Genomic DNA, 26,157 nt, shown 5'->3' with positions numbered 1-26,157 from the left:
GATTGAAGTAATAATAATATTGGATCACTGAGTGGTTATAGGCATTCAGATTTTCAAGATAGTTGCGTTGAATATCGATGGCCTGAGACAGGTATTGCGATAATCCTGTAAATCCGATCTCTCCAGCCCGGTAGGCCAGGGTGGCTGCCTTAATGATCTCCGTAGCTTGTCGCAAGCCCGTATTTTCATAAAAAGAAAGCATGGTGGCATTTTTTTGCACCTCTTTCTCTGCCTGTGTCCGTTCGGTAAACAGGAGTTGTTGCGTATAATCAAATTGCTTTTTTGCAGATCAACTTCCGCCTGTGCCACTTTGACCTTATTCCTGGTAGCGCCGGTTCCTAATAAAGGGAATGCCACGGATACGGAAAAACCGGTAAAGGGATCGCTCATGCCATACAATCGCTGACTGAAGAAACGACCGGAGAACTCGGGCCGGTTTTCATTTCTTGTAACAGCTATTCCTGCATTGGCTATGTTGACCTGCTGTTGTTGCAGCGCCAACACTGGATGCAAAGAATCCGGACGATTCATGACCAACGGCAGTTTTTCCAAAGCCCCTGCCGCTGGCAGGTAAGCCGAATCTGTATTCAGCAATTGCATCAATACTCTTTGTTGTACTTCTACATCGGTGGCCGTTTGTTGCACCAACGCCTGTAGCTCCCGCAGCCGCACATTGGCTGCAATGCTATCCAGTCCGGGACTGTCACCAGCTTTTACTTTGATAATAGCGGCGGTACTCAGCGATCGGTAGATACTGTCCAGCCGTTGGTATAGTTGCTGTTTATCCTGCAAATACCATAATTGGTAGTAGCCTGTTCTTACGTTTCGTTTTACATCGGCATTGATCACGGTGGTATTTACCTCATAATAATTCACCTGTTCTTTGTAAAGCTTCTTTTGTGCACTGTACCATCCAGGCCAGGCAATACTTTGAGAAAGCCCTACTTTCAAGATTCCTTTACTGTCGCTGGGACGCAGGTCCTCATTTTCAGCAAAGAGGCCTGTTTTGGGCAAGGCGCCGGCTGTCCGTACCTGCACCTGCCCTTTAGTGATCTGTTGATTGTTGATGCCAAATTGGAGGTTACGGCCTGCGGCTGACATGGCTTGTTCAATGGTCAACCGGGTACCGGTGGGTTGTTGTGCCTGTGAGAAAATGGTTGTCAACAGCAACCCAGCTATTAGGGCCGTAACAGGCACCACCTTATTACCACCTTTTCTTTTTTGTTGAATAGAATGTATAGCATAGGGAGTACAAAGAGTGTTAGAAAAGTGGCGCTGGCAAGCCCTCCGATCACCACTGTTGCCAAAGGCTTTTGAACTTCGGCACCCGCGCCCGTAGAAAGCGCCATCGGTATAAAGCCGAGGGAAGCCACTGTGGCTGTCATGAGTACCGGCCTAAGCCTGGTTTTGGTGCCTTCAAACACACGCTGGAATACATCGGTGATCCCTTCTTTTTCCAGCTGGTTGAAGGTGCTGATCAGCACTATGCCATTCAATACCGCTACGCCAAACAGGGCGATAAATCCTACCCCCGCAGAAATGCTAAAAGGCATATCCCTGAGCATTAGGGCAAAAACACCCCCTATCGCACTCATGGGAATGGCGGTATAGATCAATAGGGCTTCCTTGAAAGAATGGAAGGTAAAATAAAGCAATAGAAAAATGAGCGCCAAGGCGATGGGAACGGCTATCTGCAACCTGGCAGAGGCTTGCTGCAGGTTTTCAAAAGTGCCGCCGTAGGTGTAGTAGTAACCGGTTGGGAGCAGTTGGGCCTGATCAAGTTTTTGCTGTATTTCACCAACTACACTTTGCACGTCTCTACCCGAAATATTGAAGCCCACTACAATACGGCGCTTGCCGCCTTCCCGGCTGATCTGTGCTGGCCCTTCCTTAAACTGTATGGTAGCCACCTGGGAGAGCGGTATCTGTTTGTTGTCGGGTGTGGCCACAAATAAATTGCTTACATCGTCGATGGAAGAGCGGCTTGTACTGTCAAGGCGCACCACCAGGTCGAACTTCCTTTCATTCTCAAATACTACGCCTGCTGTTTGACCGGCAAAAGCAGTGCTGACGGTAGTATTAATATCGTCGATATTCAAGCCATAGGCCGCAATCCTGGCACGATCATATTGGATGGTGATTTGCGGCAATCCTGTAGTACGTTCTATTTGCGGAGCAGTAGCCCCTTTACCGTTTGTACTACTTTGGCAACCTTATTGGCAAGCGCTGCTAATGTGTCTATATTTTCGCCAAACACTTTTACGGCCACATCCTGCCGTACGCCTGTCATCAGTTCATTGAAACGCATTTGAATAGGTTGATTCACTTCAAAGAATACGCCGGGTATCACCTCTAGCTTTTCTTTGATCATGTCTGCCAGTTCATTGTAATCTTTGGTGGTTGTCCACTCCTTCGTAGGCTTCAGTACAATGATCAGGTCCGATGCTTCGGGGGCATGGGATCGGTGGGCACTTCGGCTGAACCTGTTTTCCCCACCACCATTTTTACCTCGGGGAAGGATTTGATAATACGGCTGGCCTGCATGGATGTTTCAATGCTTTGAGAAAGCGAAGTACCTTGTGGCAGGATACAATGGAATGCATAATCGCCTTCGCGTAGCTGGGGTATAAATTCGCCCCCAGCCTGCTAAAACAGAAAATGGCCAGGCCAAAAATGGCAACGGTAATGAACACGACTGCCCGCCGGACCTTTAGCGCTTTTGTCAGCAGGGGCGCGTAAATACGCTGTAGAAAGTCCATCATCTTATCTGAAAAGGTTCTTTTCGTCATTGGCTTTTTGGGCAGGATCAATGCCGACATCATGGGGATATAGGTAAGCGAGAGGATCAATGCGCCCAGAATAGCAAAACTGACGGTTTGCGCCATAGGACGGAACATCTTACCTTCTATGCCCACCAACGACAGAATAGGGATATATACAATGAGGATGATGATCTCCCCAAATGCTGCACTACTGCGGATCTTAGAAGCGGAGTCAAATACTTCGATATCCATTTCTGCCTGCGTGAGCCTGCCGCCCGTTTTTCGTAATCCCAGGTGGTGAAGGGTGGCCTCTACTACGATGACAGCCCCATCCACGATCAATCCAAAGTCGATGGCACCCAGGCTCATGAGGTTGGCACTCACGCCAAAAGCATGCATCATGCCCAAGGCAAATAACATCGACAAGGGAATGGCAGATGCCACGATGAGACCCGCCCGGATATTGCCCAGAAAGAGCACCAATACGAATATTACGATGAGGGCACCTTCGATCAGGTTGGTCTTTACAGTACTCACAGCACGGTCTACCAGATCCGTTCTATCCAGAAAAGGTTCTATCACCACATCCTGGGGTAAGGAGTTTTGAATGGTTTTCATCTTTTCTTTCACCCTGCTCACCACGGCTGCACTGTTGGCCCCTTTGAGCATCATGACAATACCCCCTACCACTTCTTTTTCGCCATTGTAGGTTACTGATCCATAGCGGATGGCATTGCCCAATTGAACGGTAGCTACGTCTTTAACCAGTACGGGGATGCCGCTCACGTTTTTGATCACGATATTCCGGATGTCTTCCAGTGAGGAGACCAGGCCAATGCCCCGGATAAAATAAGCATTGGGCTTTTTATCAATGTAGGCGCCACCGGTATTGGCGTTGTTCTTTTCAAGGGCAGTAAATATTTCAGCAATGGTGGTGTTCATCCCCTTCAGCCGGTCGGGATTAACGGCCACTTCATATTGCTTGAGCAATCCACCGAAGCTATTCACTTCAGCTACACCGGGTGTGCCATACAGTTGCCGGGCTACAATCCAATCCTGCATGGTACGCAGGTCCATGGCAGTATATTTATCTTCTGCCCCTTTTTTTGGGATGGATCACATATTGGTAGATCTCACCCAGGCCGGTACTTACAGGGGCCAGTTCGGGCGTGCCAATTCCCTTAGGTATTTTCTCTCCTGCTTCCTTCAGTTTTTCTGAAATCAGCTGCCGGGCGAAGTACACATCCACTTTGTCATCAAATACAACGGTGATCACAGAAAGGCCAAAACGAGAGATGGACCGCATTTCAATCAGGTCGGGGAGATTGGTAATACTTTGTTCAATGGGATAGGTGACCAATTGTTCTGTTTCCTGGGCTGCCAGCGTTGGGGTCAGTGTAATTATTTGTACCTGGTTATTGGTAATATCGGGTACAGCATCCACGGGCAGTTTACTGGCGCTCCATATTCCCCAGATGATCAATCCCAGGGTGAAGATGCCAATAACCAGCTTGTTTTTAATAGAGAAAAGTATGATTTTGTTCAGCATAGCTTATCTATAAGTTGATATAGTATGAATATTTATTCACATTTCCCACCATTGCAAGCATTCGTAAACTGGTAAAAAGCACCAGTGTAATGGTCCTTACAATCCGCATCCAGATGGGCGCCAGGGAGTCTTGATTTCACTCTATGCGCCGTACTTGCAGGCTAGTGACTTTTTATAGTCATCACCAACAGGTGGAGGCTTTCATCAAGAAAATGAAGTGAAACAATCAACAAGGGAAGGTTTGTACATTCAGAAATGCCCAGTTGATTTAATTAGGCTACTAACTGTGGGGGTTGCCAGATAGGCAAAGAAATGGAGATCAATGTACCGTTGTAATAGGAGCAATGTGCTAAGCAAGTGCTAACGGAATGTACCGTAGTAGCAGTAATGAAAGATTGTGGGCAGGAATGTGCTGAACAGCAGGCACAGGAGCAAAGTGGAGGACAATCATCCGCTGCTCCACCATGATCATGACTTTCTGAAACAGCGAATGAAGTTTGGCTTTTATTGCTTTTTATAGTTCCAGGCGCATCCGCACACGGTGTGCAGCTCATGATCAAGATTATGATGGCCATTATGAAAGCAAATAATTTCATTCGGGGTAAAGATATAGTATTTAATTTTTTTCTTCCCTAAAAACAACCCTGTTGCATAAACTCATTGGTATTACCTGGTGGGTGTTTTTGTCACCCCGCTCTTTTCGCCATTCGCTTAAATAGCCTGCCTGGCTTTCAGCTCCAGGTATTTGTTGACGGTATTCACCGTGAGGTTTTCGGGAGCAGTAAGGATGGTGAAAATGCCGTGTTGCTGAAGTTCCTTCACAATGAGTTTTTCTCGTGGATAAATTTCTCGGCAATGGTTTTTACATATACAGACTCTATATCATTGGCTTTGGCATCGGTAAGCTGACGCAATTCCGTATTCTCAAAAAACACGACCAATACCAGGTGATTGCGGGCAATGCTCCGGATATAGGGCAGCTGGCGTTGAAGACCGGCCAGGGATTCAAAATTGGTGAATAACACAATAAGGCTCCGCTGGGTAATGCGGGCGCGGGTAAGTGCATACAATTTCTCGAAATCTGTTTCCAGGAACTTCGTTTGCTGGTTGTACAAGGTTTCGAGGATACTACCCATCTGGGCCGCCTTACGGTCGGCAGGCAAAAAATGACCAATCTGCTCGGCAAAAGTGATCACCCCGGCTTTATCCTGCCTGATCAAAGCTACACGTGAAAGGATGAGGGTAGCATTAATGGCATAATCCAGGAGTGTCATACCTTCAAAAGGCATTTTCATCACACGGCCTTTGTCGATCACACAGTAGACCTGCTGGCTGCGTTCATCCATAAAATTATTCACCATCAACTGACCTCCTTTGCGGGCAGTAGCTTTCCAGTTAATGCTGCGAATATCATCGCCGGTAACATATTCCTTGATCTGCTCAAACTCCAGGCTATGACCAATTTTGCGGATCTTCCTGCTGCCGGCTTCGGCTAGGTTATTGGACAAGGCCAGCAATTCAAATTGACGCAGGGCCAGGTATGACGGAAATACTTTCACCAGTTGTTGTTGTTCCTGATTGGTTTTGATGCAACGCACCACCAGGCTCAGCGGACTTTTGATATAGAGATTGGTATCATGAAAAACATACTCCCCTCTCTCCACCGGGCGCAATTGATATACCAGTTGTTGTTGGTGGTGACCGGCCAGAGAAGCTTGTAATGCAAAATCCCTGAGTTGAAACTGAATGGGTATTTCATCAATAATATTCAGGTGTATCCGGAAGGGATAATGGCTGGTGAGGTGGAGTGTTACCTTATTGGCATCCCCATTACTAAAACGATCCGTAAGTTCCCGTTTTGCCTCCACACCCCGCTTATTAAAAAACAGGATGGCATAATCCAGCAATACCAGGGCTACCAGGAATAAGAAGGCCAGTTGCCCGACCCTGAACAGGAATGGCCAGGGATAGGAAACCAGGAACAATAAAATAATTCCCGCCAGTAGCCAATAGAAGCGGCGTGTAAAGAAAAGTGGCTTGATATATTTGTTATAGAAACGCAAGATCTGAATTTAGTTTGAAGCTGTTAGCGAATACCCAAAAGCCAATACCCAAAGGCTACTGGTTAATTGCTGTATTCTATCGTGGTACTTCAATGCTTTGAATTACCTGTTGGATCACATCATCGGTGGAAGCGCCTTCCATTTCCTTTTCGGGAGTTAGCACAATGCGGTGACGTAATACAGGAGGAATGATATAAATAATATCCTCGGGGGTAACAAAGTCACGACCGCGCATGGCAGCCAGCGCTTTGGCACCATTCAGGATGCCAATGGAAGCGCGGGGTGATGCGCCGAGGTAAATGGATTTATGGTTACGGGTATTGGCAACTATGGAGGTAATAAAATTGATGAGTTTTTCCTCGATGCGGATGGTACGTACCTGCTTGCGCAATGCCTCGATCTCCTGAGCCGAAATAACAGCTTTCACTTCTTCCAGCATGCTGTTGAGGGTAGCCTGGTGGTGGTTGTAAAGGATGTGAAACTCCTGTTCAATGGTGGGATAGGTAACATTGATCTTGAACAGAAAGCGGTCGAGCTGTGCTTCGGGCAGGTGGTAAGTACCCTCCTGCTCTATGGGGTTTTGTGTAGCCACCACCATAAAAGGGGCCGCCAGGAGATAGGTTTGCCCGTCGACAGTTACCTGCCTTTCTTCCATCACCTCAAACAAAGCCGCCTGTGTTTTGGCGGGTGCGCGGTTGATCTCATCAATCAAAACGATATTACTGAATATGGGACCTTGCTTAAATTGAAAGGAGGTCTCCTTTGGATTGAAAATAGAAGTCCCGATCACGTCACTGGGCATCAGGTCGGGCGTAAACTGAATACGGGAAAAACCTACCGAAATGCTTTTGCTCAGCAGTTTGGCGGTAAGCGTTTTGGCAACACCCGGTACGCCTTCTATGATAACATGCCCATCGGCCAGTACAGCGGTGAGTAATAATTCCACCATCTGCTCCTGCCCTACTACCACCTTGGCAATTTCCTGCTTTAAGGTATCTACCGATAGTTGCAAGGAGCTAAGGTCGGTACGGAGTTCAAAAAAGTTTCTTCCATCGTATCAGGCGTTATTGATTAAATATACACACCATCAGGCGTGTTGATAAAAGGTTTCTAATTTATGGTTCAGTTCCAGCAAGGCCTGATCTGATAATTGCGGTGCATCCGCCGCAAATTGCAGGTCATAAACCAGGGCCTGCACGGCTTGCTGATCGTACCCGCTTTTATAAGACAGCCGTTTCACAAATTCATCGTCCATATCAGCCGAACGGATATTGTAACGATTGCGCACATGGCTCATAAAATGTACGGTCATCTTGTGCGCCAGGTCTTTGTTGTCTTTACGTTGAAAATACATCCGTCCAATGGTCTTCACAAAATCAAGGGATGCATTTTTCAAGGGTTCAATAACCGGTATCACGCGTTGTTTCCGTTTGATTCAAACAGGTAGATCAACAAGAGGAGGATCAGTAATAACCACCAGCCCCATGCCAGTGCCGGCTGTTTAAGCAACCAGCTCATGGCCGAAAAAGCGCCCTTCGTATTGTCACCATCCTTACCATCGCCGTGCGAACTATTGCGAAAATAGTCATCCCAGCGCAGCTTTTCCACATTACGGGGTACCCAGGATAATACCTGGTCGTAATAACTTTTATTGTTCTTATGAAGCAGAAAGAAATTAGTAAAAGCCATGGGAGCCAGGTGTATATAGAAAGCACCGCCACTTTCGTAAGCGATCTTTACAAAATTGGCCTTGCCTTCGGCATTTTTCCCCAATACGGTAGTAATCGAAGAATCCACATAGCTGAAATAATTATCAAACGACTTACCGGGATAGGAATAGCTGGTCTCCTGCCAGGAAACAGGGTCATATACCTTTACGGTCAGGGAATCATGGGCATTGGAAAACCCTGAAAAAGAGAAGCTTTTAGCTGCAGGCTATCGAGCAAGACCTCATCGATGGCCGAGGAGGAGATAAATACCTTGGCCCCACTATGCACCAATCCGATCAACCCTTCCACTTCTTTTTCATCGGGTAGCACCTCATTGGCAACGATGAGGTAACAGGTTTTATCTATATCCTCATCATAAGAGCCAAAAGCATCGCGGAGGCTCCCTTTATGATAGGGATCGGGTGATTTTTTACTGTTGACGATGGCAGCATCGGGGAAAACGTGTTGCAGGTTTTCATGGGCATAATACGTACCATAGGGTATTTTATCATTGCGCCATAAGGTAACCATTTCGTTCAGCCGCTTTGACTGGTTACAACTGCTGGCAAAAGCGGCCAGCAAAAACAAAGAAACTGCTATGTATATCGGGGAGCGGCTCACGGTTTAACAGCATTAAAAAGTGTTGGAAATTCTTATGTACCCTATCAAATTGCTCGTCCGACAAAGCAAATTCACCATACCAAACATATTCATAAACATGGGTAAGAAAACGAAACTCATTGCCTACTCCATAAGGATGTACCTGGCTGATGTATTCATTATTGGTACCCTGGGCATGGTAACGAATCCACCCCTTTTCACTAAGTGAACGCAGGGATTTAAGGTACATCAACCGGATAGCGCCCCGGTAATTTCGTTCCTGGATAGCAACCTGGATGCGTGCATCGAGGTTATGGTCATCCAATTCAATATCCAATTCATCCACAGCCTCTTTTCTGCGGCGGGAAGCCCCGGTCATAAACAGGTTATTTACCACAATGATCCGGTAAATGATAAGCACTAAAATGACCCCCAGTATGATATAGGTCACGACGCGAACGGATTCGCCGGAGAAAAAGTCATAGAAGTAATCCCAAAAGCTTTTGCCGCGCCTGGTGGGTTCCTGGTTTTTTTACCCCAGTAGGCCGAATCATTGGCATAGGCAAAGGCCTTCTGATTTTTAAGCTGGTTGACGGAAGAATCGGGTACGCCCCGTAATTCGGGTTGTACCGGCGTTTCTGCTACCGGCTCTTCATCAGGGGCTGCCATCGTATCAACATTCAAGCTGGTGATAACGGTGTCGACAACCTCTCCTTCTTCATCCTGTGCTATTACCAGGGCAGGCATAGACAGCAAGAGCACCAACAAAAGGCTCCTACCCATCTTTTTAGCCAACTATTTAATGAAAATGGTAACATGCCAGGCTTATACGGTTATTTGGTTTGAAGGAGCTTTTTTTCCAGGCGGATGGGATAGAATACAAAATACCACAATATAAAAGTGAACGACATGACCAGAATAGCTATACTGAGCCACTGGGGCATGGCAGAATAGCGGGTAACATATCCTTCCAGGAAGGCGGCCACAATGAAAACGGGTACCAAACCGATCATTAGTTTCAAGCCGGCTTTAGCACCGCTTTTCAGGGAATCAATGCGTTTGCGCGTGCCCGGAAACAGGATGCTGTTGCCGAGAATAAAGCCGGCGCCTCCTGCAATAATAATGGCTGATATTTCGAGTGTACCGTGTATCCATATCACCAATACAGATGGCCAGCCCAGGCCCTTGGCAAAGAACATATACTGGAAAGCACCCAGCATGATGCCATTCTGAAAAAGAAACCAGGCTGTACCAATGGATAAAAAAATGCCTGCCACAAACACTACGAGGGAAACCCGGATATTGTTCAGGGCAATGCGCATAAACATAGTAATCTTATCACTGTCCTTATAAACCCCAAAAGGGTCGCCTTTGGCAATATTGTCTTCTGTCATTTCTACATAGCTGTCACCCAATACACCCCGTACAAAAGTTTCGTCATGGGCGGCGGAAAAAGCAGCCATAATGGCCAGGGAGGTAAAGATGAGAAAAGCATACAATAGTTCACGGTGGTACTTCCGAACGGTGAGGGGCAGCTCGGTTTTCCAAAAGCGTACAAACCGGGAACTTTCTTCGCGCTTATTGCGGTAAATACCCAGGTAGATCTTAGAGGCCAATCCATTCAGGTATTGGGTAACCTTGCTATGGGGATAGAAGGTTTTGGCATAGCCGAGGTCATTCACCAGTTCGGTAAACTGCTGCGCCATTTCATCGGGGTTGGAAGCTGCTTCATATTGGTATTGCTTCCACTTATCAATATTTTTCTTCAGAAAAAGGCCTTCTCTCACCGGGAGGATGTTTTATATTTTCAAACCTACAGGAAAAGTTCATTGAACAAAGACTGATAACCAACGTCATCTGTCTTTTTAGCTTGTTTTTCGCCTGGTTCTGCGTCTTTTGGCGTGCCGGTGTAAATAGCCGGGCAACCTGTAATTTGCATAATTTGTGTGGTCGGCGTAATTAATTAATTTTAAGAGCGTTTACACAATGCTAAACGAATTTATTCCCCTATTGTTGCAATATGCTGTTGGTTAAGTTAGATACGGGTTTTAACATCGAGGTGGAGTTCCCTATCTCCCCCTTCCACAAACGTTTGTTTGCGTGGCTGATCGATATATTCATCTGCTGGCTCTACCTGCAGTTAATGACGGCGATCATTGACGTTCCAATGTTTGGGGTAAGCTGGAAACAGGTGGTGATTGGGATACCTGCACTCCTCTATTTCCCGCTGTGTGAGATCACCATGAATGGGCAAACACTGGGGAAAATGGCCATGCGGATCAAAGTGATTACCGAAGAAGGGGGCCAACCGAGTATTGGCCAATACCTGATCCGGTGGTTGTTCAGGATGATCGATTTCCCCTGGTGGCTACTGGGAGCTGTACTAAATGAAGTGCTTCCCTGGTGGATATTGCCCCTTATTTTCCTGGGACTGGCCTGCGTGATCTATACCCCCAAATCGCAACGTATTGGTGATCTGTTGGCAGGTACCATACTCATTGACCTTAAAAACCGCCTTTCCTGGCAGGATACGGTATTTACAGAAGTAGAATCGACCTACAAACCCCGCTACCCGCAGGTAATGCAGCTTAGCGACCGGGATATCAATACGCTGAAAAGCATCATTGAAAGTGTAAGGCGAAAAAAATGATTACCAACTGGCCATGAAGATCGGCGACCGGATCAAGTCTAAATTAAAAATGGATAGTGACCAGGACTCCATTGAATTCCTGCAAACCATGCTCAAAGATTATAACTATTACTCCACTAACTAGTATAAAAAATACCTGCAGCAGCAAGCTACAGGTACTTGAATCGATTATAGGGTATGCTCGTTATCGGCCCAAAGAAGCCAATAATTGAAGCAAGAATGCTAATACATAGAAAGCGATGATCACAATGATAACAATACCCCAATATTTGTTATAGAGTTTTAATTTACCAAGTGATTCATTTAATAATACCTGATCATTGTTCCTGATAGCCTTTAATGCTTTCGTTGCAAACTGGTAGCGGAAAATATTTGGTATCAGTTGAATAGCAACAATGATCAAATAAACTACGATGATGATGCCCCCAGGCCGGAGCCAGAGATGCTGGAGTACACTCCACCGCTTAATGATGCTATTAAGCTACCGGCAAACAGGGCAGCAAGAACAATAAAGCCACAGATCACAAACCATACAATAGCCAGGAACCTGCTCCATTTAGCCGATTCGGTAATATAGGCTGCAGCCTGGAGGTCGAATTCCAGTCCAAATAAACTGTCATTAGTTTGGTCCATATATAAATAAAATTAAATGCTATAAATTTGTTACCCCCTAAGTCCTAAGCCGATGCCCATGAAAAGGAAGAAAACGATACAAAGTGCTAATACAATAATGATCAGGATACCCATGATCTTAAAATAAGTTCTTAGGTTATTGACGCCTTCATTGAATTGTATTTGATTCATACCATTGAGGCTGGCGAGGGTATTGGTCGCGAACCTGAACAGAAAGATGTTGATGATGACGCCAATGGCAATAAAGATCATTAAAAACAAGACACTCCCAGTCTTTGCGGCCGCACTTTCAATAGGATTGCCGAAGATGGCTTCCAGGAGGGATATGCCTGCACTAATAAATCCAATGATGGCAACTATCCGGGCCCAAGTGGCAGCTGTAACCAACAGGCTTCTCGCGTTACCTTCAATACTTATATTGAATAAATTACTTTCTTGATTACTAGTATTTTCCATAAATAAAGAATTAGTAGGGTTTTAAAACAAGGTTTGGATTAGGGTTACCACTTTATAAACCAGGCCCAGTACGCCCAATACGCCTGTGATCAAAAAATAGTTTTTCAGGTTCTTAAGCCCATCATTAAAAACGGCCTGGTCCTGGGTGCGGATCCCTTGCTTTAGGAGGGTTGCAGCCTGGTATAGCAATATCGTGATATAGGTATAAAGAATAAGAACAACGATAATAACAGTTATGGCTAATCCACCCACGGTTGCCAATTGAGGCATGATCGTACTTAAAGCTTGCAATAAATATGCACTGGATACTGCCAGTAGTAAAATACCGATACCAATACCAATGAAACAAATAATGGCAATAAATTTTGCCCATTTACTGGCTTCATTGAATTTTTCGGCGGAATCGTAATCTACTTCTAATTCTAATAAAGGTTCGTTGGAGGGTTGCTGTTCCATCTTGAGTTGGTTTAATTGATAAATATTAAGAACACTAATATAACAAAATTTTTAAGCCGCAGGTACAGGGTTCATTACAATATTCCATTCTGCATATAAATAATAGATAGCCGAAATAAGGTCCAATACACATAGCAAAGCGGCAATACTAACATTTTTGACCAGCCATTTCATAGAATCATTAAATACCTCTGTTTGCCCTAATTCAATAGCCTTCTTGCAGGAAGCAGTAAATCGAAAGAAATAATAGGACTGAAAAATAACCAGGACACTGCAAAAACCAATACAAAGGAAAGACCCTCAATTCCAGAAAAGATAACACGCTTCCATTTATTTCATATTGTCGGTAATTAACATATCGCATGATAGCAGTGATCATGAATAGGACACAAAAATGGAGGCTATTGAAAAGATCCAACAAGTAATCCTATAAATACGCAACATATCCGATGCTCCTTCCTGTGAAAGGGTGATCGTAAACAGTGGTTCCTGCGTGGGGGTATTCATGCAGGAAAAGTAGCAAAAATAGATTGACATGCCAATAGCGCTCGCCAGGCTCCCCAAATACCCGGATTGAAATGGCGGCCCTTTCCGGTAAGTAGTCCTAAAAGCGGACGGTAAAATGCTGTTTTACCTTAAAATCCTTGCGAAAGAATACCAGGCCAATAAAAAACAGATCGACCGTCAAGGTTACTGCAGGATGTTCTTTCACCTGTTGCCAGGCCTGCTCCATACCCTCACTCCAATGTATATCATCGAGGATAATGATACTCTTATCAGTTATATGGGGCAGTAGTTGTTCAAAATAATGCAGGGTGGGTTCCAGCCGGTGATTACCATCAATAAAAGCCAACTCCACGGGCGATAACCGAGCTAGCATGGCGGGCAGGGTTTCATCAAAATTACCGGGCTCCAGTTGGATGCGTTGTAATCCCAATTGCTGAAAGTTGCTAAGGGCCTTTGCGGCAATGGCCTGGCTACCCTCTCCTGTCATGACGCTGGTTGTGGGATTGGCCAATGCCATATACGCAGTGGATATTCCCAAAGAAGTGCCCAATTCAATATAGTTGCCGGTTGGTAATATTGAACAATCCGGAATAACAGCTGGCTAAACTTCTTTGATTTGGCAGCATGGCGGGCTATACTGCTAATGGATCGCTGAAACGTATTGCTAACGGCAGACCCAGCTCCAAAATCTTCGACCTGTAAAACTGTCTTATCAGCCAGGAGCTCCCGGCGCAATGCCTCTACCCGGTCATAAGCAGAAAAATGCCGGTCATCGTTCAGCACCTTTTGATAAACTCAAATACAAACGGAGAATGAACGCCATGCCCCTTGCCATTGGAAGCGGTAAAATAATAATGAATGAATTTCTTAGCTAACTGCCAGTTTGAGAACATGAAAATTGAATGTAGAATGCAGAATAGAGGATGGAATAGCCAGAACAGGTTTATCGCCTGCGCCATACCTGGAAACTATATCCGTAAGCATGCTTTTCATCGGCCGGGAAATCAAGATTGGACAGGAGCTCCCATTGCTGCTCATCGAATGTTGGAAACCAGGTATCCCCTTCAAAGGTAGCATGTACCCTGGTAAGGTAGATCAATTGGGCCATGGGCATGGCAAGTGCATAGACCTCGCCCCCACCAATTACAAATGCTTCTTTGGCATCGGTATCAGCCGCTGCTGCAATGGCTTCTTTCAGCGTCTTTACCACTTTGACTCCAGGAGCAGTCCAGTTTTCCTGGCGGGTAATGACAATATTGGTTCTTCCTGCCAATGGTTTACCCAGTGATTCAAAGGTTTTGCGGCCCATGATAACAGGCATGCCCCAGGTAGTGTTCTTGAAGAACTTCATGTCATTGGGCAAACGCCATAACAACTGATTGTTCTTACCAATCGTATTGTTCTCAGCAGCAGCTACAACTAAGGCTATTCGCATACAATTATTTATACCGCCACCGGCGCTTTAATAGCCGGGTGCGATTGGTAGTTTTCAATGTAAAGTCTTCAAAAGTAAAATCAAACAGATTTTTGACTGCAGGATTCAACTTCATCACCGGTAAGGTATAAGGAGTGCGTGTTAATTGCAATTTGGCCTGTTCCATATGGTTACTGTACAAGTGCACATCACCAAAAGTGTGTATGAATTCACCAGGTTCCAGGTCGCAAACCTGTGCCATCATCATGGTCAGCAAGGCATAGGAGGCAATATTGAACGGTACACCCAGGAAAACATCGGCCGAGCGTTGGTAAAGTTGGCAGGATAGTTTTCCTTTTCCACCATCAACGCCCGGGGCCACATAGAACTGGAAAAGGGCGTGACAAGGCATCAAAGCCATTTCGGGCAATTCGGCCACATTCCAGGCGCTTACAATTATGCGGCGGCTACCGGGGTTGTTCTTAATCTGTTTCAGGGCATCGCTGATCTGGTCGATGGTTTTACCATCAGCCCCCACCCAGCTACGCCATTGTTTACCATAAACAGGGCCCAGGTTACCTTCCACATCGGCCCACTCATCCCAAATCCTTACACCATGTTCTTTGAGGTAACGGATATTGGTATCGCCCTGAAGGAACCAAAGCAATTCATAAATGATACTTTTCAGGTGTAATTTCTTGGTGGTAACCACGGGGAAACCCTGCTGCAGGTTGAAACGCATTTGGTAACCAAAGCAACTGGTGGTACCGGTGCCGGTACGATCGGTTTTAGTTAGGCCCTTATCCAAAATATGTTGCAGCAGATCAAGGTATTGTTGCATGAGCGCAAGGTACTAAGAAGTCCGGAAGTCGGTGAGTCCGGAAAGACCGTAAGAATCCCCAAACTGTGCATAAATAGTCTGGAAAACGGGAAGAGGCGGAAATGGTATTGCTTTTGGACCTTTCCGATTTTGCTAGTTTACCGACTTTATTCGGCATTCAATTTTTTCCACATTTCCTCGATAGGATCGCCTTTGGAGCTCAGGCCGGAATGATCCCATTCATTGCCGCGCACTTTACCATTGAAGGTAAGGGATGCCCCTACCCGGCTGTTATCACGGCTGAAAAACTCAATATTTTCTGTGTATTTCCCATTTTTAAAGCTGTAGGTGCCGCCTCCGGTACCAGAAAACTCCTTGGTATCTAGGTTGATGGCCACCCATTGGAACCGGGTACCGGACAATATCTTAAGCGTCCGGCGGGCTCCCAGGGGCATGGCAACTGGCTGTGTTCCCTGTTTGCGGCCAGCAATACGCCAAACGCCTGCCAGCTCACCTAAGCCCTTGTCGACCTGTTTCCAGGTCCTTTCGGCCCCATCTATATTGGCTACCAATTGTTCATTGTTATCGGACCAGCTAATGCTAACTGTTTCTCCTACTTTTTCTTTGTGGCGTGTATTAAACTGAATGGTGATCTCCATTTTATCATCTTTCACTATATAAGGCCCTCCCCAGGTATAGCTGAATTGTTTGCCGGTTTTGTCGTAAACAGCATGTACAAAATAGCCATCCACAAAAGTCAGGGTTTCCTCACGACCATTCTCCTGGTATTGCCAGGCGCCCGTAATTGATAAAGTGCTGACGGGGGATGAAACGCGGTTACAACAATGAGGAGTAAAATCGTAATGATGAAGTTGTTTGCAGGGGCATACTTTCTCATACGGGGGCAATTTACCGTAAGTTAACGAAACTATAACGATTCCTTATGCAGCGGCATACGGAAGCAAATGTTAAAGTTATCCTAAGACACCCAGTACAGACACTCATTGGAGGGGCATTACAGCCCGAAAGGAATGTAAAAATTGGGAGGTGATGCCAAGGAAGTAGGTACCTCAATAATTTGATGTCTCTTACATTTACAATGAAGCCTGTAATCGCAATACTTCGTTTTGACCGGTCTCATTACCGGTAGCAAACTCTTCCGGCATTGGGTTGACCAATACATGCTGACCGAGGGATTTGGTCAATTCGCTGTAGATCTTAAGTAATAGCTGGCTACTCAATTCCAGTTTTGTTTCGAGGGCGGCAGCCTTCTGTTGTTCCATGTCCAGGTGCTCCTGCAGGGAACGCATATTGTTCTGTTGATCAGCTATTTCTGTTTGAAGCAGCCCTTGTTGCTCCTGTAAGCTATGGACATTGTGTTCCAATTGTTCAATTTGACCTGCTCTGGCAATCAGGAGCTGCTGTTGTTCCATCCCCTCTTCACGGCTATGTTCCAACGCAGACTGCCACTCGGCAGCCTGTTGCTGCCTTACTCCCAGTTCATTGGTAAGTTGTTGTATCTGTTGATCAAAACCACTTACAGTTACTTGTAATTGCTGCAATAACAGGGCTGATTCGCTCGCCTGCTGCTCAAGGATATGGTAGTTTTTAATCCGCTGTTCCAGTTGGCCTTGCAAAAATCGATATGTGCTTTCTTTTCTTCCAGTACATCCGGGAGGTATTGCTGGTCCGCCAATTGCTCTTTCAAGGTTTTACGTTCTGCTTCAGCCTGTGCAAGCAGCTTTTGTAAAGCTTGTATACGCTCATCATGCTGGTGTCCACCGGGAGAACCAGAGGCAGCCACCAGGAGTTGTAAGCGACTATTTTCTTCCTGCAATTGCTGCACAAGTAAATGATCCTGCTGCAGGTGGGAAATTTTTTCTTTGTAGCTCTTTATATCTTGTTGCAACTGTTCTACCAATGTTGTATCACTTTCTTTATCTGTATGATATGCCTTATTACGCAAGTCGGTATACCTGCCTTCCAACTCCCTGAAATCCTGTTCCAATATCCCATAGTTCTCCCGGTAACGGCGTAGCTCGTGTTCATATTTTTTTAGCAGGGAAGTATTATCGGGATTAGCACTGGCCAGCCAATCGGGCAGGGCTTCCGGTTGTTCTCCTGCAGTAGCTTGTAATACAGGGCTTGATGCTGGTGTAGTCGATAGTTTTTCGGACCACCCATTCTCATCATGGAAGGCCAGTTCCAGTCCGTCCTGCTTTTTCTTGCGGCGGTAATGAAAGAATATTGTAAGACCAATGGCAATCAAGGTAGCAGGCACAGCAATCCACAGTACAATCTGGAGGAATTGTCTGAACTCATACAAGGATACAAGCAACAATAGCGGCATCATGAAAAATTTTAAGTACAATTTTTCTCATACACAAAAAGTAAACACATAAAAATACAGGACTTCGGAATAATGATACAGTGAAGGAGGAAGGGGTAATGTTAGCTGGAATCTAGTCACAAGAATAGTACCAAAAAAAATCATATAAATCTTATCGGACAAAGGAACGCTTAATCAGGCCTGGTGAATGAACTACCGTCTATCCCGCTTGCATACATTTTGCCGGGCAAACGTTTGCGCCATCGGAAAACAGATTTTTGTTAATGAAATCCTTTTTTATTTAACATATTCGTCTTAATTTTCTTTTCAGGCATTCTCCCTACTCTTTCCAATATGCCTCATCCACGATCAATATTGTTTAGCCGCCCCCGATCCAATACGCCTTTCATCCATGCTGACATAGCCATGCTATTACCGTTTCGGAAGAGGATGCGTGTGTCCGGGATCCATCACCGGCGAAAAAGCTTTGAATTAGTATAGCCTTCCACGTCAATGAATTGTTGCATGTACGCAAGCAGCTTGCTGCATGCGCTGTTATCTGCATGCCAAGAGAAAAACGTTACCCTGACTATTGCTATTAAGGATCCGCCTTTGTAAACATGGTATAAACTGTGGTGCAGTTTATATAAGGGCGGCATTGGGTGTAAACTCAGGGTAACCCATTTCATTAACCAATAAACACCGTATTAACGCAGTGGCTTTGTAGTCAACAGTTATGGATGATTACAATGCCTTTCATAAACACTCATTTTTGTAACCAAAACTTCAGTCATATGAGAAAACTACGCCACTTCAGCTGGCTGGTTACTTGCATTCTATTGCTATCTGGTAACGTGTATGCCCAAAGCAAAAATTATCAGGAAAAGTAACTGACGAAAAGAACATGCCTCTTGCCGGTGTTTCCGTGAAAGCAACGGGAACCAGGGTCACTGTTCAAACAGACAATGCAGGCAACTTTGCTATTGCCTTCCCGGAGAAATCTTTGTTTCTTGAATTTACTTTCATCGGGTACAATAAAAAAAGAAGTACCCATAGGGTCTTCAACGATACTCAATGTACAGCTTGAGTTATCGGGTAATATTCTTGAAGAAGTAGTCATTGGCGCACAGGGTATCAAAGCCAAGAAGAAAGAACAAGGATTTGCCCAAACCTCTATTAACACACAACTACTAACCGAAGCCAAACCGGTAAACCTGGTAGCAGGCCTCACCGCCAAGGTAGCAGGTTTACAGGTCAACGCCATTAGTGGAGGTGTAAACCCGACAGTCAGGGCCGTACTGCGCGGTAACCGTTCACTACTGGGTGATAATACTGCCTTGATCGTTGTAGATAATGTAGTTGTACCCGGTTCATTACTGGGCAACATCAACCCCGAAGATGTGGAAGATGTGAACATCCTGAATGGAGCAGGAGCAGCTGCCCTGTATGGATCAGACGCATCTAACGGCGCCATCATCATCACCACCAAAAAGGGGAAAGCAGGCACCAATACGGTTAAATTGTCCAATACCACTACCCTGGCCATGGTAAGTTTTTATCCTCAATTGCAGGATCGTTTTGGATCTGGTTACCAGACACTGGTGCCCGCTTATGTGCCTTATGAAAACCAACAATACGGGCCCGCTTTTGATGGATCACTGGTAGAGATCGGCCGTCCATTGAAAGATGGTAGTATTCAAAAATACCCTATTCGCCCGTTACTGACCGCAAAAGTTTTTGGGAAACGGGGGTAACCAATCAAACCGACCTATCCGTTTCATCAGGCGACGAACGGTCTACTTCTTATGTAGCTGCTCAATATGTAAATGTAAAAGGGGTTACCTGGAAAGATAAGTACAATCGTTTTTCCATCAGGGCCAATGGCACCCGCAATGTAACCCGCAATTTTAAGATCACTTATAAATTTAACTATGTACAAAATCGTTACGATCAAACTACGGCAGGGGGTACTATCTATCAAAACCTGTTAAACACGCCGGCCCATATTCCTTTAACACAATACAAAGATTGGCAGAATGATGTCTTCGCCAATCCACAGGGGTATTATAATGATTATTATATGAACCCCTATTTTTATATCGGCAATAACCGGTCGAAGACAAGAAATGACTACCTGACGGGTAACCTGAATTCAACTGGAAACCGATCAAATGGCTTGACCTCGTATACCGGGCAGGCATTACTACCCGCAACCAAAGTTATAAGCAATGGGTAGGTAAATTTATCTATGACCAATTCTACATTACAGGCAGTAAGTCCAATGTAGCCGGCAGCGTAGCCGATGGTTCCTTCTACTCTACTCAGCTTACCAGTGATTTTCTGGCTACAGCTTCCAAAGACCTGGGTGACCTTACGCTGAGTTTAACCCTGGCCAATCACATACGAAGTGATATTTCACAGGGAATTGATATTTCCGGTTCGGGCCTTGTGGTGGATGGCCTGTATAATGTAAGTAACAGGTTATCGCCTCAACCCGGCGCATCGGAAGGAGATGCCAATAGTCGTCAATATGCCGTATATGGGCGTTTCAAGGCTGGTTACAAAGATTTCCTGTTCCTGGAAGCAACGGGTCGCAATGATTGGGTTTCTGTATTGGATCCTGCACACAACTCCTTCTTTTATCCGGCGTTAAGTATGTCGTTCATTCCACAGAGCGCATTTCCGCAATTAAAAACCATTGAATTTATCAATAGCCTGAAATTAAGGGCAGGATGGTCGCAAGTGGGTAATATCAATATTGGGGCCTATGCACTGCGACCCACCTTTGGACAAGCCAATGGCTTTCCTTATTCCACCGGCGCAGGTTTTACTACCGGCAATACCTTGGTAGCGCGCGACCTGAAGCCAGAGATCACCAATGGTTGGGAATTGGGGTTTGATGGGGAGTTTTATAAGAACCGGATCACTGCGGGTTTAACTTTTTACACTACTAGTACTACAGATCAAACGGTAGCAGTTGGTATATCCACAGCTACTGGTTTTTCCAGTTTCCGCACCAATACAGGGAGGTTACTAATAAAGGTATTGAAGCCTTGCTGCATGTATCACCCATTAAGAATGCGGAATGGGAATTGACCGTTGGCGGTAATTTTACCTGGAATGAGAACAAGGTAGTATCGATCAATTCAGAACTACCACGGTTAAATATCGGTAGTACCATCTTTGCCGTGGAAGGATTGTTATTTCCCGTCATTATTGGAACAGATTACTTACGTGATCCAATGGGCCGCATTATTGTAGACCGCAAGACAGGTTATCCTTCGGCCGACCCCAACACCAAAGTGCTGGGTAATACCAATCCCAAAGAACGTCTGGGTCTTGACCTCTCCCTTAAATACAAGCAGTTCCGTTTGTGGGCGCTGGGAGAGTTCAGGGGCGGTTTTGTGATCTTCCAAAATGGAGGTGGCACCTATGACTTTTCCGGCTCATCGGCCAGGAGTGTGATGTATAACCGGGAAAGATTTGTTATGCCCAATTCGTCTTATGAAGATCCTGCCAAGCCTGGGGAATACATTGCTAATACAAATATTGCAGTAAGGGATGGAGGTTCGGATTTCTGGACCAGCAGCGCTTACAATACGGGCATTACTTCCAACTATATTACCAAAGGTAATTTCTGGAAGCTAAGGGAAGTATCGCTTACCTACACAGTACCGCGCCGGGCATTACAAAAACAAAAGTGATCAAGGATGCCAGCATCAGCCTGCAAGGCCGCAACCTGCTTATTTTTACGCCCAAGTCCAACGTGTATACTGATCCCGAGTACAACTTCTCCGACTCCAACACGATTGGTATTACTGCTTTCGGTGAACCACCCTCCAGGTACGACTTTGTCACATTCTTAAATAGAACAAGTTATCGAGGGTGCTTTTACGGAATGGCTGTTTCCAACGGATAATAGAAAAAACCTTTTCTGAATAGCTATCAGGGAATAAGACTTTCATTTTGATACATCTTACGATCTCTCCTGTGGTAAGCTTTAAGTGATGTCGGACTTTTTGGCGCAGCTTCTCTGTGTTAATAAACAATTGAGCTAACATACATAGTGCCATGTGCCTGAGCCATCCAACTTCACTTCGGGTCTGGTATTCATTGAGGCCCAGTTCTTTCTTGGTATCCCTGAATGCCTGTTCAATAAAATACCTTTTACATTGGCGGTATGCCAGCACCCGGGTACGCACATATTTAGGAGCATGGCAAAGGCTGTATTTGATCGTTCCATCCTTATCCTTTCTGACAAGCAGAATTAACTTCATTGCCTGGCTTGTCAATGGATTCAATACATATACATCTTTTCGATGGAACTTTGCTTTTAGCTTTCCTTTACTTTGATAGCGTATCGTCAGCTTTTGCCAGTCCTTTCTTCTCAACGATGAACAATAGTCCCGGATCAAAATGGATGCTGTAGTGGGTTTTAGCCGGGTTGGCTTTCTGCCTTTGCCTGGCAGTTTGCCGGGTATCTCCATTTCAAAACAACTCAGCCATACATGGATGTTACCTGGAACATCTGCGATAAATTCCTGCCCTGTTTCTGCCAGGGCACTCAGGAAGGATGTATCCCTACCGTAAAAGGCATCAAAACCAACCCATTGGACAGGTATCTGCAGATCTGTGGTAACATGACTTATGATATCCCTGGCGTGGTCTATCTTACTGATGTTTTGATCTGGCTGATATAAAGCTGCCTGAACAAGATTAACCATGGAACCACCATTCAGTGCAGCAAAAACGCCTACCTGACAATTATCTATTTTCCCTCTTTGGCCACAATATTGCCTGTTTACACCAGCTGATTGGTTACCCTTCTTTGGGAAAGAACTCTCATCCAGCAACAGGGCAATGTCCTCATCGGGATGATAGCTTTGGAGATGGCGATAAAAATCAACCGTGATCCTGTCCATAACCCCACTGGCTTCCCACTTTGCCTGCGTGAGCAAGTGGTGAAGACGTTGATCATTAACGCCATCCATTTCCTGCGCCATCGCCTGACAGTTACGCCGGTGGGTGATCATTAAGCCGGTACAATAAACGGACGCAGTTGCTCCTACTGATCGAGTCTTTGATCTGAACAGATCTTCATACTCCTTAAAAAAGAACCGAAACGATTACCTATGAGCGAGACATCCTGTATCTTCGACTCATATTTAATTTTTTTGTTTTTAAATAGCCCTTGCTTTTTCCATGAGAAAGGGCTATTCTTTTTGCTCACGCAATTTACGCGCACTAATTCCGCTTATACTATTTCAATGACTGTTTTTATTAGATTTATCTAATGTGACAAAGTAGAGTTAATCCCAATGCAAATGAAACGAATCATTGGATGGGGGTTGCCCTCATTGCCTCCTTACCATCATGCAAAAAATTCCTCGCTGTAAATACGAATCCCAATTCGCCTACTACGATTGAAGCCAGCCTGGTATTGCCGCAAGCCATTGTTTACACAGCATCCACAATGGGCGTATCCTTTCATGATTATGGCTCCTGGCAGGTTGGTTATTTTGCCAATGCCGGAGGTTTTGGAGGCTGGGGTAATACGATCACGTATGAATTTACAACCAACAGTTTCACGGGCCTATGGAGCAGTACGTACGACAACCTGGAGGATTATGAATACATCATAAGCTCTACAACCGGGCGCGACACATTTGCCTACTTCAACGCGACGGCAAGGATCATGAAGGCGCTAAATTATCAATTACTGGCTGACGAATATGACCAGATACCCTATGAAGATGCCTTAAAGGGCCTGGATGCATTGACACCCAAATATGATGCCGCCCAGGATGTTTATAAAAAGCTCTATACAGACCTGGATGAGGCCATTGGCGTTATTAATAATGCTAAGTTTCCCAATGCGCTGGGAACGGCAGACGTTGTTTTTGGCGGCAATATGACCAAGTGGAAGCAACTGGCCAATACATTGAAACTGAAATTGAGGATCAGGGTTTCCAAAAGCACCGTTTTTCGGGAAATCCTACCTTCTCGGCTGATGGATTCTTAACAGAGGACGCCATTGTAAATCCTGGTTATGCCAAGGTAGCGGGCCAACAAAATCCTTTCTGGAACACCTATCACAGTTCCGCTACGGGTTCACAAGCAGGCAGCGGCCGTTCGCGCATTCCCACTTACTGGATCGTTACATTTTATGATGGCAGTAAAATTGATGATGAAGGCCGTCGCAATGTAATCTTCCGTGGGTTTAAGAATGGGTTTTATCCACCGCGTAACCAATTGGGAGTAACCTCCTCGGGCATACAATCAGCTCCCACAGATAATACATCCTGGTATACAGAGAATTTGAACTATGCCAACTCAACCAATTCGGTGGGGGTGCTCAAGGGCCCTGCCATGGGGCAGCCCTTATTACTGGCAGCGGAAAGTTATTTACTCCAGGCCGAAGCAGTAGAAAAGGGATTGATCACCGGCAATGCCAAATCCTTGTTTAACAAAGGTATTGAAGCGTCTTTTACATATTTGTATAAAGGCCCAGACAATAAAGTAGCCGCCGGGCTAAATCCTGTAATGGACGCAGCCAATTACCTGGCAGTCAATAGCACTAGCAAACTGGTGAATTATGACCTGGCACTTACACCTGCTGAAAAACTGGAAGCCATCATTACGCAAAAATACATTGCCTTCAATATGATCGATGGCCGTGAAGCCTGGGCCGAATTCAGGAGAACAGGCTATCCAACTATCAACAATGCCCTGCCCCTGAACCAATATAATACTTTCGTTTCAACGGTATCGGCTTCTACCGCACCCGACAGGTTGCCGGGAAGGATCCTTTATCCCAATAATGAATTCCAGGTCAACCCCGACAATGTACCACGGGGAGTAAACACCTTTACCTCCTATGTATTCTGGGATCGTAGAAAGTAATTTTTAACCATTAATGAATTACAATGAAAAAATATCCTTTCTTATTTATAAGCACTTTTGTATTGTGCGGATTAAGCTCCTGTCTTAAAGACAAGGATCAGCTTGATCCCGAAGGCTCACAAAATACCATTGAATTTTTAAATGTGGATATCATTGCCTCTCCAACTACCAGCACTTATCCCCTATACAATATCAGTTACAATATTGTACCAGAAGCCGACCTGGCGCTTACGGTAAACTATTCCGGGGCGCATGCTGCCCCACAGGATATTGAAGTGAATATCGGGATCAAAGCAGAAGCCTTAACTACCTATAATACTGAAAATGCCACTACGTTCACCTTATTACCGGCTAATATGTACACAATGCCGGTTACCAAGGTAATAATCCCCAAGGGACAAAAAAGTGCCGGTTTTACTATAAAGTTCAAAACAAACCTGTTTGACCTTACCAAAAAGTATGCAATCCCTGTTTCCATCCAGTCAAGCTCGTATGGTATCATCAGTGGCAATTTCGGCACCCAGCTTTTTGCGGTGGTGGCCAAAAACAAGTATGATGGCATTTACACGCTGCGGAGCAGACAAGGATCGGTACCAGACAGGACTTTCACTACTACGCCCTATTCATGGCCATACGAAATATCGTTGATCACTACAGGCCCCAGCACGGTAGCTATGCATAATACCGGATATGCCAATGACTATACACATCCGCTCCAATCGACTGCTTCTGCCTGGAGCAGGTTTGGTTCGTATACGCCGGTATTTAAGTTTGATGGGAGTGATAAGCTCACTGATGCCGCTAATTACTACATAAATCCAAGTAATGGGCGCGGAGGCAAAATAAATGCCACTATTACAACCAGCCGGTATGATGCAGCCAGCAAAACGATCTATGCAGCTATTCTAATGACACAACCAGGTTTTACCGATTTTCCGATGTATGACACACTGGTATTTAAAAAGGCCAGATAAAAATTTACCGTACCCCTCTTGTGACAATCCGGCCGCCTCCTTAGGGGTGGCCTTTTTTAATTAAACGCTGTAGGCAATACGGGTTTTGCTTTGCCTTACGCAGCGAAGGCCTTTGAGGTCATTATAGGCATCAAAACCAAAGGCCGAAATGGACATGAGCAGCCATAATAAGGCCAAATAACCATAAGCCCAGGAATACGCAGATGCCGGCGTGTAGCAGGATAATAGACAAAAGCCAAAATTTTTGAAGCGCGTCTAAAGAATATATTCTAGCAACAGGCATCAGCATTACATAGAATAAAGCAATTTGCAGAAAGATGTCAACACCATAC

General features: G+C 45.3%; 33 protein-coding genes and 1 pseudogene. 9 read left to right on the top strand and 25 right to left on the bottom strand.

Annotated elements, in window-relative coordinates:
* Positions 1–45: 45 nt before the first annotated feature.
* From RS881_RS16150 to RS881_RS16095, 13 genes and pseudogenes are all read right to left on the bottom strand, one after another.
* Positions 46–1,200, bottom strand: coding sequence for a TolC family protein (locus RS881_RS16150; RefSeq protein WP_484557626.1), 1,155 nt, complete (start codon positions 1,198–1,200; stop codon positions 46–48).
* Entirely contained in the window at positions 1,179–2,150 is a 972-nt protein-coding gene (locus RS881_RS16145) for an efflux RND transporter permease subunit (RefSeq protein WP_315822015.1), read from the bottom strand. Before RS881_RS16145 ends, RS881_RS16150 begins: the two co-directional genes overlap by 22 nt.
* Before the next feature lie 14 nt (positions 2,151–2,164).
* Positions 2,165–3,824 (bottom strand): annotated as a pseudogene (locus RS881_RS16140) (efflux RND transporter permease subunit).
* Positions 3,825–3,849: 25 nt separating this feature from the next.
* On the bottom strand, positions 3,850–4,311 hold the full coding sequence (locus tag RS881_RS16135) for an efflux RND transporter permease subunit (protein ID WP_315822014.1): 462 nt from the start codon (positions 4,309–4,311) through the stop codon (positions 3,850–3,852).
* Positions 4,312–4,583: 272 nt separating this feature from the next.
* A complete protein-coding gene (locus tag RS881_RS59500) occupies positions 4,584–4,865 on the bottom strand; it encodes a hypothetical protein (RefSeq protein WP_350340218.1) in 282 nt (93 codons plus the stop codon).
* A 264-nt stretch (positions 4,866–5,129) separates the two neighbouring features.
* On the bottom strand, positions 5,130–6,374 hold the full coding sequence (locus tag RS881_RS16130) for a DUF58 domain-containing protein (RefSeq protein WP_315822013.1): 1,245 nt from the start codon (positions 6,372–6,374) through the stop codon (positions 5,130–5,132).
* A gap of 76 nt (positions 6,375–6,450) precedes the next feature.
* Positions 6,451–7,386, bottom strand: coding sequence for an AAA family ATPase (locus RS881_RS16125; protein WP_315822012.1), 936 nt, complete (start codon positions 7,384–7,386; stop codon positions 6,451–6,453).
* A gap of 75 nt (positions 7,387–7,461) precedes the next feature.
* A complete protein-coding gene (locus RS881_RS16120; RefSeq protein ID WP_315822011.1) occupies positions 7,462–7,746 on the bottom strand; it encodes a DUF4350 family protein in 285 nt (94 codons plus the stop codon).
* A gap of 41 nt (positions 7,747–7,787) precedes the next feature.
* Positions 7,788–8,171 (bottom strand): hypothetical protein, encoded by a 384-nt coding sequence (locus RS881_RS16115; protein WP_315822010.1) that lies wholly within the window; start codon positions 8,169–8,171, stop codon positions 7,788–7,790.
* Between the two features lie 83 nt (positions 8,172–8,254).
* Complete coding sequence (locus RS881_RS16110; protein ID WP_315822009.1) at positions 8,255–8,614, bottom strand: hypothetical protein; 360 nt, start codon at positions 8,612–8,614, stop codon at positions 8,255–8,257.
* A 22-nt stretch (positions 8,615–8,636) separates the two neighbouring features.
* Positions 8,637–9,134 carry a DUF4129 domain-containing protein gene (locus RS881_RS16105; RefSeq protein ID WP_315822008.1) on the bottom strand — a complete coding sequence of 166 codons (498 nt, stop codon included), beginning with the start codon at positions 9,132–9,134 and terminating at the stop codon, positions 8,637–8,639.
* On the bottom strand, positions 9,131–9,451 hold the full coding sequence (locus RS881_RS16100; protein WP_315822007.1) for a hypothetical protein: 321 nt from the start codon (positions 9,449–9,451) through the stop codon (positions 9,131–9,133). Before RS881_RS16100 ends, RS881_RS16105 begins: the two co-directional genes overlap by 4 nt.
* Positions 9,452–9,516: 65 nt before the next feature.
* The gene (locus tag RS881_RS16095; RefSeq protein WP_315822006.1) at positions 9,517–10,470 is read right to left on the bottom strand and encodes a stage II sporulation protein M; all 954 of its coding nucleotides are present in this window, start codon (positions 10,468–10,470) and stop codon (positions 9,517–9,519) included.
* 239 nt (positions 10,471–10,709) lie between these two features.
* On the opposite strand from RS881_RS16095, the gene RS881_RS16090 reads away from it, so the two are divergent.
* Positions 10,710–11,333, top strand: a complete 624-nt coding sequence (locus tag RS881_RS16090) for an RDD family protein (protein WP_315822005.1) — start codon at positions 10,710–10,712, stop codon at positions 11,331–11,333.
* 13 nt (positions 11,334–11,346) lie between these two features.
* Positions 11,347–11,457, top strand: a complete 111-nt coding sequence (locus RS881_RS62560) for a DUF8484 domain-containing protein (protein WP_527250405.1) — start codon at positions 11,347–11,349, stop codon at positions 11,455–11,457.
* A 60-nt stretch (positions 11,458–11,517) separates the two neighbouring features.
* Here RS881_RS62560 and RS881_RS16085 read toward each other — a convergent pair whose 3' ends face one another.
* The 11 genes from RS881_RS16085 to RS881_RS16035 form a co-directional block, all read right to left on the bottom strand.
* On the bottom strand, positions 11,518–11,736 hold the full coding sequence (locus RS881_RS16085) for a hypothetical protein (protein WP_315822004.1): 219 nt from the start codon (positions 11,734–11,736) through the stop codon (positions 11,518–11,520).
* A gap of 5 nt (positions 11,737–11,741) precedes the next feature.
* Positions 11,742–11,966 (bottom strand): hypothetical protein, encoded by a 225-nt coding sequence (locus RS881_RS16080; RefSeq protein WP_315822003.1) that lies wholly within the window; start codon positions 11,964–11,966, stop codon positions 11,742–11,744.
* 30 nt (positions 11,967–11,996) lie between these two features.
* Positions 11,997–12,422, bottom strand: coding sequence for a hypothetical protein (locus RS881_RS16075; RefSeq protein ID WP_315822002.1), 426 nt, complete (start codon positions 12,420–12,422; stop codon positions 11,997–11,999).
* Between the two features lie 21 nt (positions 12,423–12,443).
* Positions 12,444–12,878 carry a DUF5362 family protein gene (locus RS881_RS16070; RefSeq protein WP_315822001.1) on the bottom strand — a complete coding sequence of 145 codons (435 nt, stop codon included), beginning with the start codon at positions 12,876–12,878 and terminating at the stop codon, positions 12,444–12,446.
* A gap of 604 nt (positions 12,879–13,482) precedes the next feature.
* A complete protein-coding gene (locus RS881_RS16065) occupies positions 13,483–13,902 on the bottom strand; it encodes an O-methyltransferase (RefSeq protein WP_315822000.1) in 420 nt (139 codons plus the stop codon).
* Positions 13,869–14,168 (bottom strand): hypothetical protein, encoded by a 300-nt coding sequence (locus tag RS881_RS16060; RefSeq protein WP_315821999.1) that lies wholly within the window; start codon positions 14,166–14,168, stop codon positions 13,869–13,871. The genes RS881_RS16065 and RS881_RS16060 overlap by 34 nt, the downstream gene beginning before the upstream one ends.
* A gap of 160 nt (positions 14,169–14,328) precedes the next feature.
* Positions 14,329–14,820, bottom strand: coding sequence for a dihydrofolate reductase (locus RS881_RS16055; RefSeq protein WP_315821998.1), 492 nt, complete (start codon positions 14,818–14,820; stop codon positions 14,329–14,331).
* 4 nt (positions 14,821–14,824) lie between these two features.
* Complete coding sequence (locus RS881_RS16050) at positions 14,825–15,607, bottom strand: thymidylate synthase (RefSeq protein WP_425476352.1); 783 nt, start codon at positions 15,605–15,607, stop codon at positions 14,825–14,827.
* 179 nt (positions 15,608–15,786) lie between these two features.
* On the bottom strand, positions 15,787–16,527 hold the full coding sequence (locus RS881_RS16045) for a hypothetical protein (RefSeq protein WP_315821997.1): 741 nt from the start codon (positions 16,525–16,527) through the stop codon (positions 15,787–15,789).
* A gap of 186 nt (positions 16,528–16,713) precedes the next feature.
* Positions 16,714–17,181, bottom strand: coding sequence for a hypothetical protein (locus RS881_RS16040; RefSeq protein WP_315821996.1), 468 nt, complete (start codon positions 17,179–17,181; stop codon positions 16,714–16,716).
* Positions 17,163–17,972, bottom strand: a complete 810-nt coding sequence (locus RS881_RS16035; protein WP_315821995.1) for a hypothetical protein — start codon at positions 17,970–17,972, stop codon at positions 17,163–17,165. Before RS881_RS16035 ends, RS881_RS16040 begins: the two co-directional genes overlap by 19 nt.
* Before the next feature lie 880 nt (positions 17,973–18,852).
* On the opposite strand from RS881_RS16035, the gene RS881_RS59495 reads away from it, so the two are divergent.
* The 4 genes from RS881_RS59495 to RS881_RS16020 all read left to right on the top strand — a co-directional run bounded on the left by RS881_RS59495 (position 18,853) and on the right by RS881_RS16020 (position 21,652).
* Positions 18,853–19,035 (top strand): carboxypeptidase-like regulatory domain-containing protein, encoded by a 183-nt coding sequence (locus tag RS881_RS59495; protein ID WP_350340129.1) that lies wholly within the window; start codon positions 18,853–18,855, stop codon positions 19,033–19,035.
* The gene (locus RS881_RS16030; RefSeq protein ID WP_315821994.1) at positions 18,959–19,702 is read left to right on the top strand and encodes a TonB-dependent receptor plug domain-containing protein; all 744 of its coding nucleotides are present in this window, start codon (positions 18,959–18,961) and stop codon (positions 19,700–19,702) included. The genes RS881_RS59495 and RS881_RS16030 overlap by 77 nt, the downstream gene beginning before the upstream one ends.
* A gap of 412 nt (positions 19,703–20,114) precedes the next feature.
* Positions 20,115–21,044, top strand: coding sequence for a TonB-dependent receptor domain-containing protein (locus tag RS881_RS16025; protein WP_315824499.1), 930 nt, complete (start codon positions 20,115–20,117; stop codon positions 21,042–21,044).
* Positions 21,002–21,652 carry a hypothetical protein gene (locus RS881_RS16020; protein ID WP_315821993.1) on the top strand — a complete coding sequence of 217 codons (651 nt, stop codon included), beginning with the start codon at positions 21,002–21,004 and terminating at the stop codon, positions 21,650–21,652. Before RS881_RS16025 ends, RS881_RS16020 begins: the two co-directional genes overlap by 43 nt.
* 150 nt (positions 21,653–21,802) lie before the next feature.
* Here the strand turns inward: RS881_RS16020 and RS881_RS16015 are convergent, their stop codons facing one another.
* On the bottom strand, positions 21,803–23,041 hold the full coding sequence (locus RS881_RS16015; RefSeq protein WP_425476380.1) for an IS701 family transposase: 1,239 nt from the start codon (positions 23,039–23,041) through the stop codon (positions 21,803–21,805).
* A gap of 248 nt (positions 23,042–23,289) precedes the next feature.
* Between RS881_RS16015 and RS881_RS16010 the strand changes: the two genes are divergently transcribed.
* Genes RS881_RS16010 through RS881_RS16000 form a run of 3 tightly spaced genes read left to right on the top strand, consistent with a single transcriptional unit; the run spans position 23,290 to position 25,825 of the window.
* The gene (locus RS881_RS16010; protein WP_315821992.1) at positions 23,290–23,970 is read left to right on the top strand and encodes a SusD/RagB family nutrient-binding outer membrane lipoprotein; all 681 of its coding nucleotides are present in this window, start codon (positions 23,290–23,292) and stop codon (positions 23,968–23,970) included.
* A complete protein-coding gene (locus tag RS881_RS16005) occupies positions 23,868–24,851 on the top strand; it encodes a SusD/RagB family nutrient-binding outer membrane lipoprotein (RefSeq protein ID WP_315821991.1) in 984 nt (327 codons plus the stop codon). Before RS881_RS16010 ends, RS881_RS16005 begins: the two co-directional genes overlap by 103 nt.
* A gap of 23 nt (positions 24,852–24,874) precedes the next feature.
* Positions 24,875–25,825 carry a DUF1735 domain-containing protein gene (locus tag RS881_RS16000; RefSeq protein ID WP_315821990.1) on the top strand — a complete coding sequence of 317 codons (951 nt, stop codon included), beginning with the start codon at positions 24,875–24,877 and terminating at the stop codon, positions 25,823–25,825.
* Positions 25,826–26,157 lie beyond the last annotated feature (332 nt).

Origin of the sequence: Paraflavitalea speifideaquila (assembly GCF_032395985.1) — a bacterium.
In the GTDB taxonomy this organism is placed as follows: Bacteria; Bacteroidota; Bacteroidia; order Chitinophagales; family Chitinophagaceae; genus Paraflavitalea; species Paraflavitalea speifideaquila.
The sequence above is the reverse complement of the archived record's forward strand: the minus strand, read 5'-3'. Positions and strand labels throughout refer to the sequence as shown.

Coding starts and splice junctions, on each gene's coding strand:
- RS881_RS16065 (WP_315822000.1), bottom strand. CDS start 13,902: ATGGCATTGGCCAATCCCACAACCAGCGTCATGACAGGAGAGGGTAGC.
- RS881_RS16055 (WP_315821998.1), bottom strand. CDS start 14,820: ATGCGAATAGCCTTAGTTGTAGCTGCTGCTGAGAACAATACGATTGGT.
- RS881_RS16075 (WP_315822002.1), bottom strand. CDS start 12,422: ATGGAAAATACTAGTAATCAAGAAAGTAATTTATTCAATATAAGTATT.
- RS881_RS16000 (WP_315821990.1), top strand. CDS start 24,875: ATGAAAAAATATCCTTTCTTATTTATAAGCACTTTTGTATTGTGCGGA.
- RS881_RS59495 (WP_350340129.1), top strand. CDS start 18,853: ATGCCTCTTGCCGGTGTTTCCGTGAAAGCAACGGGAACCAGGGTCACT.
- RS881_RS62560 (WP_527250405.1), top strand. CDS start 11,347: ATGAAGATCGGCGACCGGATCAAGTCTAAATTAAAAATGGATAGTGAC.
- RS881_RS16135 (WP_315822014.1), bottom strand. CDS start 4,311: ATGCTGAACAAAATCATACTTTTCTCTATTAAAAACAAGCTGGTTATT.
- RS881_RS16010 (WP_315821992.1), top strand. CDS start 23,290: ATGGGGGTTGCCCTCATTGCCTCCTTACCATCATGCAAAAAATTCCTC.
- RS881_RS16110 (WP_315822009.1), bottom strand. CDS start 8,614: ATGGTTACCTTATGGCGCAATGATAAAATACCCTATGGTACGTATTAT.
- RS881_RS16070 (WP_315822001.1), bottom strand. CDS start 12,878: ATGGAACAGCAACCCTCCAACGAACCTTTATTAGAATTAGAAGTAGAT.
- RS881_RS16080 (WP_315822003.1), bottom strand. CDS start 11,966: ATGGACCAAACTAATGACAGTTTATTTGGACTGGAATTCGACCTCCAG.
- RS881_RS16035 (WP_315821995.1), bottom strand. CDS start 17,972: ATGATGCCGCTATTGTTGCTTGTATCCTTGTATGAGTTCAGACAATTC.
- RS881_RS59500 (WP_350340218.1), bottom strand. CDS start 4,865: ATGAGCTGCACACCGTGTGCGGATGCGCCTGGAACTATAAAAAGCAAT.